We start from the raw sequence: 16625 nt of genomic DNA, 5'->3' as shown, positions 1-16625 counted from the left end.
ACGTGCGCCCACCACTCCATCTCTCAGGATCCCATGCGCCTTTCTCTCTTTGCCGTCACGGCAGCGTCCTTGCTGCTCAGCCAGTCGGCCTCGGCCCAGACGACACCCGCGACGGAACTGTCCAAGCTCATTGAAACCAAGCTGACCGCCGTGATGCCCAAGGTCGTGGCGTGGCGTCGGGATATCCATGAGCATCCGGAGCTGAGCTTTGAAGAAAAGCGCACGGCCGCGCTGGTCGCTGAACATTTGCGTGCTCTCGGGATTGAAGTGCAGGCGCCGATTGGCAAAACAGGCGTCGTGGGCATTCTGCGTGGAGGGAAGCCGGGTCCGGTCGTGGCGTTGCGCGCCGATATGGATGGTCTTCCCGTGACGGAACTTGTTGACTTGCCCTTCAAGAGCAAGGTGCGTACGCAGTGGCAGGGGCAGGAGGTCGGTGTCATGCACGCCTGCGGGCATGACAATCATGTGGCCATTCTCATGGGCGCCGCTGAAGTGCTGGCCGGCATGAAGGCACAGATTCCCGGCACGATCAAGTTTCTCTTTCAGCCCGCCGAAGAAGGGCTGGGTGGAGCGGCAGCCATGGTGGCCGATGGCGCACTCGCGAACCCGGCGCCGAGCGCGGTGTTCGGCTTGCACGTTTGGCCCAACGAAGTGGGGCAGATTGCCATCCGTCAGGGCCCCATCATGGCGGCGGCCGGAAACTTCAAGATCATTGTGAAGGGCCGGCAGACGCACGGCTCACAGCCGTGGTCGGGCGTCGATCCCATTGTGGTGTCCTCGCAGATCGTGCTGGGACTGCAGACGATTGCCAGCCGTCAGGTGAACGTGGCGTATCTGCCCAGCGTGCTCACGGTGGGGCAGATCGCCGGTGGCAATCGCAGCAACATCATTCCCGACAGTGTGGTGATGGTGGGCACGTTGCGCACGTTCGACGACAACATGCGGGCAGACATTGCCATGCGCATCAAGCGTACGGCGGAAGACATTGCCCGCTCAGGCGGCGCCACGGCCATTGTGGAAATCGACAAGGGTGGGCTGGTCACGTCGAATGATTCGTCGCTCACCGATCGCATGCTGCCCACGCTGCGCCGGGCTGCCAACGGCAACGTGGCGTTCATCAATCCGGTCATGGGCTCGGAAGACTTCCCGGTCTTCGCGCAGAAGATTCCCGGCGTGTTCTTCTTTCTCGGGGTGACTCCCAAGGGCACTGACCTGTCCAAGGTGGCGGTGAATCATTCGCCGCTGTTCTTTGCCGACGAAGGGGCGCTTGTGACTGGTGTGCGCACCATGGCGAGTGTGGCCGTGGAATATCTCAGCATGAACGCCGGTAAGAAGTCGGCGAACTAAGCGCGCGCCGGCGGTATCGTACGCAGTACTATCCTGTCGCCCGCGTGGTCAGTACACACCGCCGGCGACCCCGCTGACACTGGAAGAGAGGACGACATGGAGCACGACCGGACTTCTGCATGCGCGCGGCCACTCGGGTACGCGCCGGTCTCTGTCCGGAGTGCTTATGCCTCTGCCATCGGCAATTCCGCCCCTGCTGGCGGCGCACGATCTCACCGTCACCACCCCTGACGGCACACCGCTCCTTCAACGCATTTCGCTGAGCCTTGGCGCGGAGCGCGTTGGCCTGATTGGTCCCAACGGGGCCGGCAAAAGTACCTTGCTGCGGGTCCTCGCTCATCGCGAACGTCCCGCCCGCGGCGAGGTCGTGTCCCGTGGTCGAGTGGCGCTTCTCGAACAGCACCGGCCTTCTGCCCCGGGTGGAACTGTCGCCGAGCTGCTGGGGGTCGCGGACGTGCTTCAGGCGCTCGAACGGTGCGACCGGGGCGAGTGTACCGCGCAGGATCTCACGTGCATTGGCGATCGGTGGCAGCTGCGCCAGCAGCTCGACGAGCTGCTGGCATCACTGGCGTTCGCTCCGGCGGTTCTGCAACGCGAACAGACTTCACTCAGCGGTGGAGAGCGCTCCCGCCTGCGGCTGGCGGCGCAGCTGCTCACGGCCCCTGATGTGCTGCTGCTGGATGAGCCCACGAACGACCTGGATAGTCAGGGGCGCGGTGCACTGTACGATCTGCTCGCCCAATGGCGTGGTGGCGTACTGGTGGCGTCGCATGATCGCGATTTGCTGCACCGTATGGATCGGTTGCTCATCATAGAGCGGACGCAGCTGCGCGCGTTTGGTGGCGGGTATGCCGCGTGGGCAGAGGCTGAGGAAGCGGACGCCCAGCGCCGACGGTCCCACGCCAATCAGGCCAAGGCGGAATTGGCACGCGTTACCCGACACGCGCAGGTGGTCCGCGAGCGACAGGCTCGGCGTGATGCGCACGGCGTCCGGGAACGTGACACGGGCAGTCAATCCAAACTGTTGCTGAATGCGCAGCGCGAGCGCAGCGAAGGCACCAGTGCACGACTACGCGATACCACGGCTCGTTTGCAGCAGGAGGCCCGTGAGGGGTGGCGGCAGGCCCGTGCTGCGCTGGATGAGCGCGATCCCATACAGATCGTCATGCCGGCAGGGCGTATCGCCGAGGGGAGCTGTGTGGTGCAGTGCACCGACGTCGCCATTGATGCAGCCCCTGGGGTCCCGCTGCTGCGTCAGGTGACGTTCGCGGTACGTGGCGCCGCACGGGTGGCCTTCCGCGGTCCGAACGGCGTGGGGAAAAGCACGCTGCTGCGCATGCTCGTCGGTGAGCATCCCGTGGTGGCGGGTACGGTGTACCGTGGCGTCCCGCGTGCTGACTGGGCCTGGCTGGATCAACACACGTGGCTGCTCAACCCGGAGCACACCGTGCTGGAGGCGCACGCGGCGGCGCAGCAGTGGACCGGAGAGCATGCCAAGGGCCAGGCGCGGGCGTTGCTGGCTCATTTCGGTTTTCGCGGCGATCTGGTGGGGCGGCGCATCGATACCCTGAGCGGCGGCGAACGCGTTCGCGCGGCACTCGCGTGCGCGCTGGGGACCTTGAGCGGTGATGACGCGCCTCGCTGTCTGGTGCTGGATGAGCCAACCAACCACCTGGATCTCGAGAGCCTGGCGGCGCTGGAACAGGCGCTGACATCATGGCGCGGCGCGCTGCTGGTGGTGTCGCACGATGCCCGTTTTCTCGCCGCGCTGGGGGTCTCCACGACCTACGAGGTTGCCGACTGGCGCCCTGAACGCAGAGACCGCTAGCCGGACGACTCCCCACACCATGTCGGGAGTTTCCGTCTTGCTGACCTCCACCATTCACCCCACACTACAGGCATCCTCTTCACAGGATCTTGCCATGTCTGCCAGCCACACCATGAGTGAGTTGCTGAGCGGTTTCGCGCCCGTGCAGGTGCCCAGTGGTCCCATTCTGGTCGCCAGTGATACGAGTCCGGCCTCCGACGCGGCCTTCCCCATGGCGCGTGTCCTGGCGGGGCAGACGAGTGCGGCGGTGCAGGTCATCAGCGCGCTGCGGCCCAACGCGATGCCGACCTACGCGTTTGACGCCGTGCCGTACCCGGTGGCCCCCACCCCCGACATGCTGGACGGTCGGGCGTCCTTGGTGTCGCAGCAGATGCAGCGCCTGGTCCCCGCCGTGGCCCCGTGGCCGGTGGTGGTGCGCACCGGTGATCCGGTGCGCGAGATCGTGGAGCGGGCCAAGGCGCTGGATGCGCGGCTGGTAGTTGTGGGCCGCGGTCGTCACGGCATGCTGGAGCGCGTGTTGGGCGGCGAGTCGGTGCTGCGCATGCTGCAGCTCGGAGACACGCCGGTGCTGGCGGTGGAGTCCACGCTGGAGTCGCTGCCGAAGCGCGTGGTGGTAGCCACGGACTTCAGCGTGTTCAGCGTGTACGCGGCGCAGGTCGCGCTGGGGCTGGTGGCGCCGCAGGCCACCATTGAACTCGTGCACGTGGCGCCCAGTCTGAGCGAGGTGGGGCCGGTGATGCGCGACTTCGCGGCGGAGTACCGTCAGCAGGTGAAGGTCAGCTTCGCGGCGCTGGTGGATCGGTTGCAGCGTCCCGGGCTGGTCTTCGAGACGACCCTGCTGGAAGGGAACGCGTCCACGCGTCTGGTGGATCATCTGCGAACACATCCGGCGGATCTGGTGGTCTCGGCCACACACGGCTACGGTTTCCTGCGTCGCATGATGCTGGGGAGTGTGACGGCGGAGCTGGTGCGGTCGGCCCCGTGTTCGGTGCTCTGCGTGCCCGGGTCGGCGCGCACGCTGGCGGCGGCGCGGGCGCAGGCTGCCGCGCTTCACGACAGCACGCGGCAGCTGCCGATGGCCACACTCGATGCGGAACTGGGGGCGTTCAGCGCCCGGCACCGTGGACGGGCCTGTTCCGTAGAGGTGAATCAGCGCGATGTCGGTGCGCATGTCATCGGCCATCACCTTGCGCTGGCGGGGCTGACGTACGAACGCGAGGGGCACGTCATCACGCTCATGTTCGGCCCGTCGTCAGAGGCGGGTCGGCACCTGTCGCACCAGGTGCAGGGGTGCCAGCTGGTGGAGTTGGTTCAGGATGGCCAGGGACACGACCAGCTGCTGCGTATTGCCCATGAGGGAGGGCAGACCTGGGTGCTGCTGGAGTAGCCGAGTGGGCTAGTGGGCGCCGCTCAGATCCACCGTGACAAAGCGCCCGCTGGCGACCCAGATGTTCGCACGTGCCCAGCAGCCGACGATGTCGAGCACGGCGTCGAATCGTGCGGCCGTTACCCGGAGCCGCTGGCCAACCGTCAGCGGCTGACCGATGTACAGGCTGACGCCATCGAGGGAGAGATCGCGCAAGCGGATATCGATGCCCTCATCGGCGGGCGAGAGGTACAGGCGTCCCCAGTCGGCCCGGTCGATGCGTCGTAACCGACGCCGTTCGTCCGGGTTGGCAGGGGTGTGCGCCGGGCGTGGCACGGGGGCCACTCGCGCCAGTGGTGCCTGGCAGCGCGGGCAACGCACAGTGTCCGTTGGAACCGTGTCGTGGCAGAACAGGCAGCGGTTGAGCGGCCCCGCATCCGGTGGGGCGGCCATGCTCGATGGCCAGACGGGTACCCCTCGCCTGGGGGGCAAGGTGGCGTCGTAGCGGGCCCGGGCGTCCGGGTCGCTCAGGACGCTCCATGCCGAATTGATGAGTACGGCACGCTCATGGCTCCCCCCGGCATCGGGGTGATGCAGCACAATCAGGGCACGATACGCCGCCCGGATGACCTCGAGTGGGGCATCCGGTTGTACATGGAGCAAGCGATACAGATTGCGCCGGGACAGGGGCGCCGACGGCTATTCGAGGCGCGCGCGGGCGGCCGGGCCGCCAATGGCCTGCTGCCGCACGCTATCCATGATGCGCGCCATCTCCGCTTCGTAGCGGGCCCGTTCATCCGGGGTCCAGAGTTCGGCATTCGCCGCAATGCGAATGGACGCAAGCATTTCGTCCACAAGCTCGCGCAGGCGTGGGTTGGCGCGACGCTCCACGCCACTGGGTATGCGGGCTGATCCGGTCATGGGGGAAAATGTCAGCCAGATCGGCTCACAGCGAAAGGGGCGGATTTGATCCCGCCCCGTGGAAATCACGAAAACCCGAACTCGTTACCCAACCTCACGACCCGGAACTGATCAGTTTCGGGGCAGGCGTGTCCGGTTACCCACCGGCAGAAGGTCGGGAAGTTGTTGCCGATACGCTCTTAACGGTGTTTCTGGCGTACATCCATTTGAAATCGGGGCGCTAAGCCCAAGGCTATCCCATACCGGCGGGGGGCCTGTGCACGTTGCACGAACGGTGTTCGCGCAGTTGATGGAGGCCATACCGAAGCGTGCGCTGCTGCGGTGTTCAAGGGGCCAGCGTTGTTGAACGGCAGCGAGCTTGGCGGGAACAGCATTACGAGGACTGGCCCGTGGAGTACGATAGGGCGTCTGGACGAGGACTGCGACGGTGAATACGACACACACTCACCACCACCGCAGGATCGAAAAATCAAAGAAATGAACAGCTCCGACGCAGCGGTACGCGGCCCGCCCATGCCGGAGACAGTCCTCGTTTGAACGACACGTCCGCCCAATCGGAGCAGTCCTCGTTATGCAGTTATTTCGAGGCTCGTCGCCGTTCAACAACTCTGACTATTACCGCCCTTCGTCCCGCAGCATGCGGACGGCCGGGGTATCGAGGTCGTCGTACTGCCCGCTGCGGGCGCTCCAGACAAAGGCGGCCACGGCGGCGCCGACCACGATGAGGGCCAGCGGGAGGACCAGGAACAGCACGCTCATGCCACGTTCTCCGAAATAGCCGCAGCGCCCCGGGGGCGACGGGCAAAAGTGTGACCGTACCAGCTTCCCAACACGACCGTAATGGAGCTGGTGGGCATGAGCACGGCGGCAATGAGCGGGGTCAACAGCCCCACCATCGCCATGCCGGCGCCAATGAGATTATAGCCGATCGAAAACGCGATGTTGCGACGGATGACCCGCATGGTGCGGCGCGCGCCTTCGGTGAGCTCCACCAGTGCGGACAGCCCCGGCCGAGTGAGGTAGATATCGGCCGTGGCGAGACACGCCTCAGCGCCGCCGTGGACGCCAATGCCCACACTGGCGGCGGCAATCGCGGCGGCGTCGTTCACACCGTCGCCGACCATGACGACCGTTCCGGCCTTTTTGCACCGCTCAATGAACGCCAGCTTGTCCTCCGGCGACGCGACGCCGATGGCATCTTGCGCATCAAACTGAAGCACCCGACCCACCGACGCCACGACATCCGTTGCATCTCCACTCAGCATTACGGTCCGCCACCCGCGTGCCCGTAACTGCTGCAGTGAGGCGAGTGCATCCTCGCGGATCTGATCGCCAAGACCAGCCAGTGCAACGAGCACGCCATCGATTGCGATGTGCACTGGGGTGTGTGTGGGGTCGAGCGCCGTGATCGCGGCGAGCAGGTGGTCGGGCGTTTCCGTGAGGGTCTGCGCCACAAAGCGCGGCGAGCCCACACGAATGATCTGCCCGTTGATCACGCCTTCCAGTCCGCCCCCCACCACATGCTGTGAGCGCTCCACCGGAGGGGTGTCCAGCCCGGGCCAGGCGCGGCGGAAGCCATCCGCGAGGGGATGCGACGAGCCCTCTTCGAGAGCGAGCACCAGCGGTTTTACCCACTCCGGCCCCACCCACGACGTGAGCGCCGTGCGCCCCTCCGTAATGGTGCCGGTCTTGTCGAGCACCAGCGTCCCCGGGGTGGCCAGCAACTCCAACGCGTCGCCTCCCTTGATCAGCATCCCATTGCCGGCCGCGCGTCCCACCGCCACGGTAATGGCCAGCGGGGTCGCCAGCGCGAGTGCGCAGGGGCAGGTCACAATGAGCAGCGCAATGGCGTCATCCAACGCAGCCGGTGCGTTGAGTTGCGTCTTGATGACAAAGGTGGCCAGCGCCGCCACCAGCACCACCGCCGTAAAGATGCCGGCGAGCCGGTTGGCCATCTGCACAATGGGCGCGCGCCGCTTGGCGCTGTCTTCCACCTGCCGCAGCAGTTTGGCAATGCGGCTCGTTTCTCCTGCCTGCTCCACCAGAATGCGCAGCGGCGCTTCGATGTTGAGCGTGCCGGCGAACACGGGCATGCCCACCACGACGGAGGTGGGGCGCGACTCCCCGGTGAGCAGGGCGGCGTTCACGCTGGAGGCGCCAGCCTGCACCAGGCCGTCGGCGGCGAACGTTTCGCCGGCGCGCACATCCAGCACCATGCCGGGCAGCAACGCTTCGGCCGGAACTTCCCGAATGATGTCCTGCTCAACGATGCGCGCGGTCGATGGCGCAATGGCGTGCAACAGTTCCGCGGCGTCCGCCGCCATGCGCTGCCCCCGCTGTTGCAGGAACCGTCCCACCAGCAACGCAAAAATCAGGATCGCGAGGCCATCGAAATAGATGGGGCCTTCGCCCGTGAAGGTGTTGATGGACCCGCGCACCAGCCCTGCCGCCAGCGCGATGGCGATGGGCAGGTCCATGTGCAGCGACTTCGTGCGGAGCGAAGCCCACGCCCCGGTGAAAAACACACGCCCGGGCCAGATGAACGCCGGTACCGTGATGGCGAAGCTCACCCACCGGAAGAAGGTGGTGAAGCGCGACTCCATGCCGTTCACTTCGCCGGCGTAGAGCGCGAGTGCGGCCAGCATCACATTGATTGCAATGGCGCCGGCCATACCGATACGCACCAGCATGGCGCGATCTTCGCGCCGCCGCATGTCGTCGCGGGCTACGCCGCGAAATGGATGCGGCGGATAGCCCAGCAGGTCGAGGGAACGGGCCACCGTGGACAACGGCACCACGCTGGCGTCCCATTCCACCACGGCCAGTGACCGTCGCACATCGAGCTCGGCGCGAACCACCCCCGACTGCAGTAACGGAATGCGCTCCACCAGCCACACGCACGAGGCGCAGTGCACGCCTTCGAGATACAGTTCCGTGCGCGCGAGCCCTTCGGCGGTGGTCGTCACATACAACTGTGCGAAGGCCGGATGATCGAATTCCTCGTAACTGCGTCCGGATGCGCGGACGGGCGCCTCGCGACGCTCGGCGAATCCGTAATACGAATCGAGCCCGTGCTCGTGCAGAATGGTGAACGCCGTGTGGCAACCGGTACAGCAGAACTGTCGGTCGCTCTGCGCATCGACCAGTCCTTCCGGTACGGCGAGGCCGCAGTGCGTACAGGCAGTGTCCGTGGCCGTCGGTGCCGCCGCCGCAAAGCGCAGCGCCTCAGTGGACATGCGACGCTTCGGCGGATGACATCGGCGTGGGCCGGTCGTGTGACATGGTGGTGTGCAACGACGGCGTGAGCCGACCGGACATGGAGAGCAGCCCCATCACAAGGACCACCGCGGCGCTGAAGGCCGGCAAGCGGCGTCGGAACGGTGCCAGCAGCGTTTGGGCCCCAAGACCAACAGCAATCAGTGCCGGGACCGTACCGGCCCAGAAGATGGCCATCAGCAGCATGGCCTCCTGCACACTGCCGGTCCCGCCGGCCGTGGCGACGAAGACATACAACCAGCCGCAGGGGAGCAGGGTGGTAAAAAGGCCCGTGAGCAGGGCGCGCACGCCAATGGGCTGTTCCCGCACCGAGTGCAGCACACGCCCGAGAGCGCGCTGCCACGCTTGCGGCGCGTGCAGCGTGCCAATGGTGACGCCACGTTGCGCCGCGATGGTGCTGAGGGCCCACCCCACCATGAGCACTCCGGCCACTATGGCGGCGGCGTGACTGATCCCGACCAGGGTGCCAGCCTGCGTAACCTGTGCCCCCGCCAGTCCGGCCAGGGCCCCCAGCAGCAGGTACGAGCCCAGGCGACCGGCGTTGTACATCACATGGGCCCGCAGCGCGGCCGGTTCATTGCCCTTGGCCGATCCGGCGTAGAAGCAGACAAAGCCACCGCACATGCCGGCGCAATGCACGCTCCCCACCAGACTAGCCACGAGAATGCTGGCCGCGGCGGTGATCATCGCGGGGTGTGTCGTGCGACGTCGGAACGCACCGCGGTGACCCGCGAGCTGGCGGAAAAGCGCTGACTGCCGTGCGTGGCATCCACGCGCACTTCCCACTCACCGGGACGGGCAATGGGCAGCGTGGTGACGTACGTACCGGGCGCCTCTTCGGTGAGCACGGCGGTGAGTGTGTCGTTCGCACGGGCGTTGAAGCGCGCCATGACCGCCACGCGCGCCCCCGGCAGCGGATACGACGAGGCATCACGCAACCGGATGGAGAGACGCGTGTGCGTGCCGTCGCCAATGGAATCGATCTGCGTATCGATGCCCCACCCGAGGCTCAGGTTGCGCTGCTGCTGGGCCATGGTGGAGTCGAAGTGCACCGCCTTGCGGTAGTAGTCCGGCTCCACCGAGAACGATGGATCGTTATTGGCGATCTTCATCACCACCACATTGGCCACGACGGTACTCGCGAGAATCATGGCGACACCGATGGGCCATCCCATCCCCTTCTTCATGGTACACTCCGCGGGGTGTCGCCGGTGGGCCCCAGCAGCCGGTATTTGACCGACTCCTTGTAGCCGCGTTCGTCGGACACCGTAATCGAGATGAAGCGCTCGCCTTTGGTAAAGGCGCGCGCTGGCAACAGCACAAAAACACTGGTGGTACGGGTGTCGCCCGACTTCACGCGCAGCGGATTCTCCGGGGCCACGACCGTGATTTCCTGCGACGTTACGCCGTCGGTGGCAAGGCCATCCAGCACAATGCTGTACGCCATGTCGGTGCCGCGGCGATTGGTGACCTTCACGCGAATCTGGTTGGAGATCCGTCCGTCTGCCTCAGTCGCAAAGGGGGCGTCGAGACCGCGCAGCACCGTGAGATCGGCCGGCTCCTTGAGATACATGGCCGTCCCGAGACCGCCCAGCAGAATGGTCAGGACTGCCGGATACAGGATGGTGCGGAGTCGCAGGAGATGCTTGGGCTTGCCGGCGATTTCATCTTGCGACGAATAGCGAATGAGCCCAGTGGGCTTGCCCACCTTCACCATGATGTCGTCACAGGCATCGATGCATTGCGTGCAGTGCACGCATTCCATCTGCAGCCCGTTGCGGATATCAATGCCGGTGGGGCACGTCTGCACGCAGGCCCCGCAATCGATGCAGTCGCCGGCGTTTGGGTCCCGCGTTTTGGTAGCGTGCTCGCGCGGCTCGCCGCGGTTGTAGTCATACGCCACAATCACCGACTGGCGATCGATGAGCGCCGACTGCCAGCGCCCGTAGGGGCAGACAATGAGGCAGGTCTGTTCGCGGAAATACGTGAAGTTGAACCACACGATGCCCGTGAAGACCACAACGAAGAAGAACGCCGACGGATGCGCCGCCGGGGAGTTCACCATCCAGCTGTACAGCTGGTCGGTACCCACGAAAAACGCGAGCAGCGTGTGCGACACGAACAGCGCCAAGAGGAAGAACGTGATGTACTTCCCGAGGCGGCGCGGGGTGAACCAGGCGCCCTGCTTGTCGAGCGTCCGCGATTGCGTGTAGCCGCCGTCGAACCAGCGGCCAATGGGACGGAAGAGGAACTCGAGATAGACCGTCTGCGGACAGGCCCAGCCGCACCAGGCGCGTCCCCACAGCGCCGTGATGAGAAAGATCCCTATCACCCCGCTGGCCAGCGTGAACATGAACAGCAGTGTGTCGGTGGGCAGGAACGTGTAGCCCATGAGCGTGAACTCACGCCGAGGCAGGTCCATGAGGAACACGGGCTTGCCAAAGAGGCGGATGTGCGGGGCGGCAAAGAAGATGGCCATCAGCACATAGGCCACGACCTGCCGCCGCTGCCACCACTTGCCGTGCGACGGCTTGGGGCGGATCCAGCGGCGGGTGCCATCTTCGTTCAGGGTGGGGAGAACGCGTCTCCCCACGCCTGGCGGTGCAGTGGTGGTGCTCACGGTGTGACCAGATTTCCTTGTGGCGCTTTGGGTGAGGCCGGGGTGGTACCCTTGAGCGTGCTTACGTACGCCACCACTTCAGCAAGCTGATCCGGCTTGAGGGTTTTGCCCCAGGGCGGCATGCCTTTCTCGAGCACACCGTTGGTGACGGTTTTGTAGATGTCGGTAATGGTGCCCCCGTGAATCCAGTACGCGTCGGCCAGGTTGGGGCCAATGAGGCCGCCGCCATCCGGTGCGTGACAGGAGGCACAGTAGGCGGTGTAGGTCTCCTTCCCTTCCTCCACCGCTTCTTCATTCTTGGCGAGCGCGAGCAGCTGATCGCCACTCATGTCGCCACCGGTGGGCGCCGGATGCGCCTTGGCATACGCCGCCATGTCCGCTTCGTAGTCGGCAATGCGTCCGTTGCCATTGCCAACCGGCCCGATGTTGAACACGTAGATCACCGAAAAGATGATCGTGGCCGCGAAGGTGAGCAGCCACCAGCGCGGCATCGGGTTGTCGTACTCCTGAATGCCGTCGTAGGTGTGGTCGAGCAGTTTGTCCTGCAGGCCGTCTTTCTTCTCTGGCGCAGCCATGGGTCAGCGCTCCGCGGTGCGGGGGGTGATCACCACATCGTCTTCGAGGGGAATGCGGGACGCTGCTTCCAGCTCCCCGCGCCGCGAGGGCATGAATGTGCGAATGGAAATGGCGATGAACACGCCAAGGAACAGCACAAGTGCGACTTCCGTGTAGAAGGACAGCTGGGCGTAGGACATGACGTCGGAGAGTTTCATCAGCGCGAGCCTCCCGTGGTGGCGGCGGACGCCGTCGCGGTGACCTTGATGTCGCGGCCAAGCCGCTGCATGTAGGCCACCATGGCCACGATCTGCTTGTCTTCGAGATCGCCGGGTCCACCCTGCTCCTTGATGGCGGCGGCAATCTGCCGCGCCTGCTCGCGAGCCATGGCCGGCGCCTTGTTCACGGCGTCGCCGTACGGCACGCCCACCATGGCCATCGCGTCCACCCGGGACTGGATGCCATCAAAGTCGAGCGTCTTGCTGAGGAAGTGCGCGTACGCCGGCATGATGGACTTGGCCGTCACGGCGCGTGGATTCTCGAAATGGCGCACATGCCACAGGTCGGGGTACTTGCCTCCCTCGCGGGCCAGGTCGGGACCAATGCGGCGCGAGCCCCAGAGGAACGGATGCTCGTACACCGACTCGCCCGGCTTGCTGTACTCGCCAAAGCGCTCCGTTTCGTAGCGGAACGGCCGCACCATCTGCGAGTGGCAGTTGAAGCACCCTTCGGCGATGTACAGGTCGCGTCCGGCCAGCTCCAGCGGCGTATACGGCTTGACGCTGGCAATGGTGGGGACGTTCGACTTGATGAGGAACGTGGGGAGAATCTCGAAGAGCGAGGCCACGACCACGGCGAGCACGGTGAGCGCGGTGAAGAGCATCGGCGCGCGTTCCCACGCGCGGTGCCACTGCACCTGATTGAAGCGCGCCCAGAGGCCTGCCGCCGGGATGACCGGATGCGTTTCGACGTACTTCTTTGCCAGCGGGGCCGCTTCGATGACCGGCACTTCGTACTGCGCCGGGCGATTGGCCCACGTCTTGAAGATGTTCCAGCCGAAGATGAACATGCCGATGATGTACATCGTCCCGCCGGCCACACGCATCCAGTACATCGGCATCAGCTTGAGCACGGTCTCGACGAAGTCGGGATACGCCAGGCGCCCCGTTTCGTCGAACGCGCGCCACATGAGCCCCTGCGTCACGCCGGCGCTGTAGATGGCCACGACGTACAACACGATACCCACCGACGAAATCCAGAAGTGCACTTCCATGGCCCGCTTGCTGTACACCGGCGCCTGGAAGAGACGCGGCAGCAGCCAGTAGATCATGCCGAAGGTCATGAAACCGTTCCACCCGAGCGCGCCGGTGTGCACGTGCGCAATGATCCAGTCGGTGTAGTGCGCGAGGGCGTTGACGCTCTTGATGGAGAGCATCGGGCCTTCAAAGGTGGACATGCCGTAGGCGGTCACGGCGACCACGAAGAATTTGAGGATCGGGTCCTGCGCCACCTTGTGCCACGCCCCGCGCAACGTGAGCAGGCCGTTGATCATGCCACCCCAGCTGGGGGCCCAGAGCATGACCGAGAAGAGCATGCCCACCGTGCTCGCCCACTCGGGGAGCGCCGTGTAGTGCAAATGGTGCGGGCCGGCCCAGATGTACATGAACACCAGTGACCAGAAGTGCAGAATGGACAGCTTGTAGCTGAACACCGGCCCTTCGGCGGCCTTGGGCATGAAGTAGTACATCAGCCCGAGGAACGGCGTCGTGAGGAAGAACGCGACGGCGTTGTGCCCGTACCACCACTGCATGAACGCGTCCTGTACCCCCGCGTAGATGCTGTAGCTCTTGAACAGCCCCGCCGGCACGGAGAGGTTGTTGAAGATGTGCAGAATGGCCACGGTCACGATGGACGCGATGTAGAACCACAGCGCCACGTAGATGTGTCGCTCACGGCGCTTGATCAGCGTGCCGAAGAAGTTCACCGCGAAGGCCACCCAGACCACGGCAATGGCGATGTCGATGGGCCACTCGAGCTCCGCGTACTCCTTGGCCTGCGTAAAGCCAAAGGGGAGCGTGAGCGCTGCCGAGACGATGATGGCCTGCCATCCCCAGAAATGAAAATTGCTCAGGCCATCGGAGAACATCCGGGCCTTGAGCAGCCGCTGGGTGGAGTAATAGGCGCCGCAGAAGAACGCATTGCCGGCGAAGGCAAAGATGACGGCGTTGGTGTGCAACGGCCGCAGACGTCCAAAGGACGTCCATTCCAGGCCGAGATTGAAGATCGGGTTGGCCAGCTGCAAGGCGATCAGCAGACCGGCGACCATGCCGACCACGCCCCAGATGAGCGTGGCGAACAGGAATTTGCGAACGATCGCGTCATCATATGAGAAGCGATCGAGCGCGGCACCGGCGACGCGTGGAGGCGCTCCGGCAGAAGCCACGCTGGAAGCGGGGGTCATCGAATTCCCTCTTGGGAGTGTGGGATAGAGCTGTGCAAGGCTGAGTGTAGGCCTTTGCACGGCTTCACTCCGTCAGGAGGGTGACGGGAATACGTCGGGGAAAACCCGATAAATCGGTGTGCTTTGGACCGGATGGTCCAAGTCGTTGGGGGGGAAGCGGTTGGGCTCGGGTGATTCTACCGGCGAAAACGGGGGTGCACCGACAAGGAAGCAGGGAGCAGGGGGGAGGCGGGCAGGACGAAGAAAGGGCCGCGGCATTTGCCACGGCCCTCTGCTCCCTTCCCCCTGACGGCCTGCTTTCTGCTTCCCACTGGTTGTACTGCCCTGCCGCGCTATGCCGCCCGCATTACCGGCCGGGCGTTCGGCGCCACTTCCTCTTCTGTTCGGAACCGCTCAGCCTGCGCCCGCTGCGCTCGCGCCTGCGCGGTGAGCTCCTGCGCTGCGCTGGCCGACTCCTCGGCGTTGGCCGCAGCCTGTTGCACCGTGCCGTTCAGCTGCGCAATGGCCTCACGGATCTGCGAGACCCCTTCCTGCTGGCTGGCCGCCGCCTGGCCAATCTGCTCCATCACGGCATGCACCGACCCGATACGCTGGGAAACATCCGTCAGCTGCACGCCAACCTCCTGCGAGATCGACACGCCCCCTTCCACCCGCTGCACGGCCTTCTCAATGAGCTGGGCCGTCGTGCGGGCCGCCTCGGCGCAGCGCATCGCCAGCGCCCGCACTTCGTCAGCCACGACGGCGAAGCCACGGCCGGCGTCCCCCGCCCGGGCCGCTTCCACCGACGCGTTGAGCGCCAGGAGGTTGGTCTGGAAAGCGATCTCATCAATGGTCCGGACAATCTTGGCCGTCTCGCGAGCCGCGTCGCGCGTCTCATCCATGGCCACGATCAGGCGCTCCACGTTCTTCACCCCGACCTGCGCCGACTGGGACGCCACCGAGGTGGTGCTCCGCGCTTCCGCCAGATTGGTGGTCGTTGCCGTTCCCAAGTTGGCCAGCTCCGTCACACTCGCGGTAATCTCTTCCAGCGTCGCGGCCTGTTCCGAGGTGCTCTGGGCCAGCGAATCCGACCCGTTGGCAATCTCCGTCGAAGCACCATCAATCTGCTGTGAAGAGGCGCTAAGCTCACTAATGGCGTCTCGCAGTTGCGATAGTGCGCTGTTCATGTCTTCAGCGGTGCGGTCATATTCCGCACCAAAGCCAGTGCCCACCGACTGCGTCAGATCGCCATCGCGCATCGCCTGAACGACCGGCGTGAGGGAGCCCAGGAAGTCCGCGGTGGCTTTCTGCGCCGCATCGTTCCGCAAGCGAAGCTCCTCGACGGTCTGCGCCGCCAACATCATGCGGTCCGAAACGGATGCAAATGCCCCCACGAGTTCGGTACCGCTCACGCGCATGGCCCGCTTTTCGGCTACGGCACGACCCAGTTCGGAGGCATTCGCATCGAGCGCTTCGACGGCGCCGATCACCCGACGGAGCGCGGCGGCAATACCGTCGCCCTCCGGAACGACATTCAACCGCCCCTCACCTACCGCTTCCAGCGATTCGAAGACCGCCTGCGTGGTCTTGGCTTCCTGTTCCAAGCGCATTGACAACACCACCAGCACTGCCGTTTCAAAGACCACGAAAAGCGCGTGCACCAGCACAATGAGGTGCCCCCCCACATTGTGATTCAGCACGTACACCCCCACCCCCATGCCTTGCAGGATGTGGAAGGCCACGTGGTGGACCGCAATGAACCCCGCCGCCGCCGTGGGCACCCGCCAGTCGCGGTACGCCATGAGCAGAGCCAGCGAGGCAAAAATATGGAAGTGCATTTCGATCAGGCCCTTGGCCTGATGAATGAACAGCGCCGAAAACGCCATGAAGGCGAGGCCGATCAGAAAGCGGGTGGCCCCAACGCCAGCTCGCGTTCGGGACAGCCAGAAGCTGGCCAGCGCCAACGGGGCGCCAACGAGCAATGCCGGGGTCCACGCGGCGTATACCCAGCCGAGGACAAGGGCGACCGGGAAATGCAGAAGAAGCACAATGCCAAGGAGACGATCGGCATCGCGACGGCTACGACCTAACACGGTCGATGAAATGGCCATGATGGCTGACGGCAGAAGGAGCCAACGCTCCTGTACACGCGGTTTCTGCAAGCGGCATCGCCAGCATGCCACAGTGGCTCCCGCGCTTGGCGGGACGGCTGTGGTCCAAACCCTCATGTCCCGAGTATCGGAAACTGGGCGGACGACTTGAGCGGTATTCG

The 16625-nt window shown here is 65.0% G+C and carries 14 protein-coding genes; 3 read left to right on the top strand and 11 right to left on the bottom strand.

What is annotated here, in order from left to right:
* Positions 1 to 33: 33 nt before the first annotated feature.
* From GEMMAAP_RS18475 to GEMMAAP_RS18465, 3 genes are all read left to right on the top strand, one after another.
* Positions 34 to 1347: an amidohydrolase gene (locus GEMMAAP_RS18475; protein ID WP_026850910.1), complete on the top strand. Its 1314-nt coding sequence runs from the start codon at positions 34 to 36 to the stop codon at positions 1345 to 1347.
* 166 nt (positions 1348 to 1513) lie between these two features.
* Entirely contained in the window at positions 1514 to 3175 is a 1662-nt protein-coding gene (locus tag GEMMAAP_RS18470; protein ID WP_053334579.1) for an ABC-F family ATP-binding cassette domain-containing protein, read from the top strand.
* Positions 3176 to 3269: 94 nt separating this feature from the next.
* Positions 3270 to 4562: a universal stress protein gene (locus tag GEMMAAP_RS18465; RefSeq protein WP_158514926.1), complete on the top strand. Its 1293-nt coding sequence runs from the start codon at positions 3270 to 3272 to the stop codon at positions 4560 to 4562.
* 9 nt (positions 4563 to 4571) lie between these two features.
* Here the strand turns inward: GEMMAAP_RS18465 and GEMMAAP_RS18460 are convergent, their stop codons facing one another.
* The 11 genes from GEMMAAP_RS18460 to GEMMAAP_RS18410 all read right to left on the bottom strand — a co-directional run bounded on the left by GEMMAAP_RS18460 (position 4572) and on the right by GEMMAAP_RS18410 (position 16464).
* Positions 4572 to 5204, bottom strand: a complete 633-nt coding sequence (locus GEMMAAP_RS18460; RefSeq protein ID WP_053334578.1) for a J domain-containing protein — start codon at positions 5202 to 5204, stop codon at positions 4572 to 4574.
* Between the two features lie 36 nt (positions 5205 to 5240).
* Positions 5241 to 5462, bottom strand: a complete 222-nt coding sequence (locus tag GEMMAAP_RS18455; protein ID WP_026850906.1) for a hypothetical protein — start codon at positions 5460 to 5462, stop codon at positions 5241 to 5243.
* Positions 5463 to 6077: 615 nt separating this feature from the next.
* Entirely contained in the window at positions 6078 to 6221 is a 144-nt protein-coding gene (ccoS, locus tag GEMMAAP_RS18450; RefSeq protein WP_026850905.1) for a cbb3-type cytochrome oxidase assembly protein CcoS, read from the bottom strand.
* Positions 6218 to 8698, bottom strand: a complete 2481-nt coding sequence (locus GEMMAAP_RS18445; RefSeq protein WP_026850904.1) for a heavy metal translocating P-type ATPase — start codon at positions 8696 to 8698, stop codon at positions 6218 to 6220. The genes ccoS and GEMMAAP_RS18445 overlap by 4 nt, the downstream gene beginning before the upstream one ends.
* Entirely contained in the window at positions 8688 to 9425 is a 738-nt protein-coding gene (locus GEMMAAP_RS18440) for a sulfite exporter TauE/SafE family protein (RefSeq protein WP_026850903.1), read from the bottom strand. The genes GEMMAAP_RS18445 and GEMMAAP_RS18440 overlap by 11 nt, the downstream gene beginning before the upstream one ends.
* Positions 9422 to 9925, bottom strand: a complete 504-nt coding sequence (locus GEMMAAP_RS18435) for a FixH family protein (protein WP_026850902.1) — start codon at positions 9923 to 9925, stop codon at positions 9422 to 9424. Before GEMMAAP_RS18435 ends, GEMMAAP_RS18440 begins: the two co-directional genes overlap by 4 nt.
* Positions 9922 to 11358 carry a cytochrome c oxidase accessory protein CcoG gene (gene ccoG / locus GEMMAAP_RS18430; protein ID WP_053334577.1) on the bottom strand — a complete coding sequence of 479 codons (1437 nt, stop codon included), beginning with the start codon at positions 11356 to 11358 and terminating at the stop codon, positions 9922 to 9924. The genes GEMMAAP_RS18435 and ccoG overlap by 4 nt, the downstream gene beginning before the upstream one ends.
* Entirely contained in the window at positions 11355 to 11933 is a 579-nt protein-coding gene (locus tag GEMMAAP_RS18425) for a cbb3-type cytochrome c oxidase N-terminal domain-containing protein (RefSeq protein ID WP_043581762.1), read from the bottom strand. Before GEMMAAP_RS18425 ends, ccoG begins: the two co-directional genes overlap by 4 nt.
* A gap of 3 nt (positions 11934 to 11936) precedes the next feature.
* Positions 11937 to 12131 (bottom strand): cbb3-type cytochrome oxidase subunit 3, encoded by a 195-nt coding sequence (locus GEMMAAP_RS18420; protein WP_026850900.1) that lies wholly within the window; start codon positions 12129 to 12131, stop codon positions 11937 to 11939.
* Positions 12131 to 14374: a cytochrome-c oxidase, cbb3-type subunit I gene (gene ccoN, locus GEMMAAP_RS18415; protein WP_053334576.1), complete on the bottom strand. Its 2244-nt coding sequence runs from the start codon at positions 14372 to 14374 to the stop codon at positions 12131 to 12133. The genes GEMMAAP_RS18420 and ccoN overlap by 1 nt, the downstream gene beginning before the upstream one ends.
* Before the next feature lie 332 nt (positions 14375 to 14706).
* Complete coding sequence (locus GEMMAAP_RS18410) at positions 14707 to 16464, bottom strand: methyl-accepting chemotaxis protein (RefSeq protein ID WP_043581761.1); 1758 nt, start codon at positions 16462 to 16464, stop codon at positions 14707 to 14709.
* Between the last annotated feature and the right edge of the window lie 161 nt (positions 16465 to 16625).

The organism is Gemmatimonas phototrophica (assembly GCF_000695095.2).
Lineage (GTDB): Bacteria > Gemmatimonadota > Gemmatimonadetes > Gemmatimonadales > Gemmatimonadaceae > Gemmatimonas > Gemmatimonas phototrophica.
This window is presented reverse-complemented; position numbering and strand designations above follow the sequence as displayed.

Excerpts from the sequence above, each read along its gene's own strand:
- GEMMAAP_RS18475 (WP_026850910.1), top strand. The coding sequence starts at position 34 with ATGCGCCTTTCTCTCTTTGCCGTCACGGCAGCGTCCTTGCTGCTCAGC.
- GEMMAAP_RS18470 (WP_053334579.1), top strand. The coding sequence starts at position 1,514 with ATGCCTCTGCCATCGGCAATTCCGCCCCTGCTGGCGGCGCACGATCTC.
- GEMMAAP_RS18465 (WP_158514926.1), top strand. The coding sequence starts at position 3,270 with ATGTCTGCCAGCCACACCATGAGTGAGTTGCTGAGCGGTTTCGCGCCC.
- GEMMAAP_RS18455 (WP_026850906.1), bottom strand. The coding sequence starts at position 5,462 with ATGACCGGATCAGCCCGCATACCCAGTGGCGTGGAGCGTCGCGCCAAC.
- ccoS (WP_026850905.1), bottom strand. The coding sequence starts at position 6,221 with ATGAGCGTGCTGTTCCTGGTCCTCCCGCTGGCCCTCATCGTGGTCGGC.
- GEMMAAP_RS18445 (WP_026850904.1), bottom strand. The coding sequence starts at position 8,698 with ATGTCCACTGAGGCGCTGCGCTTTGCGGCGGCGGCACCGACGGCCACG.
- GEMMAAP_RS18440 (WP_026850903.1), bottom strand. The coding sequence starts at position 9,425 with ATGATCACCGCCGCGGCCAGCATTCTCGTGGCTAGTCTGGTGGGGAGC.
- GEMMAAP_RS18435 (WP_026850902.1), bottom strand. The coding sequence starts at position 9,925 with ATGAAGAAGGGGATGGGATGGCCCATCGGTGTCGCCATGATTCTCGCG.
- GEMMAAP_RS18425 (WP_043581762.1), bottom strand. The coding sequence starts at position 11,933 with ATGGCTGCGCCAGAGAAGAAAGACGGCCTGCAGGACAAACTGCTCGAC.
- GEMMAAP_RS18420 (WP_026850900.1), bottom strand. The coding sequence starts at position 12,131 with ATGAAACTCTCCGACGTCATGTCCTACGCCCAGCTGTCCTTCTACACG.
- ccoN (WP_053334576.1), bottom strand. The coding sequence starts at position 14,374 with ATGACCCCCGCTTCCAGCGTGGCTTCTGCCGGAGCGCCTCCACGCGTC.
- GEMMAAP_RS18410 (WP_043581761.1), bottom strand. The coding sequence starts at position 16,464 with ATGGCCATTTCATCGACCGTGTTAGGTCGTAGCCGTCGCGATGCCGAT.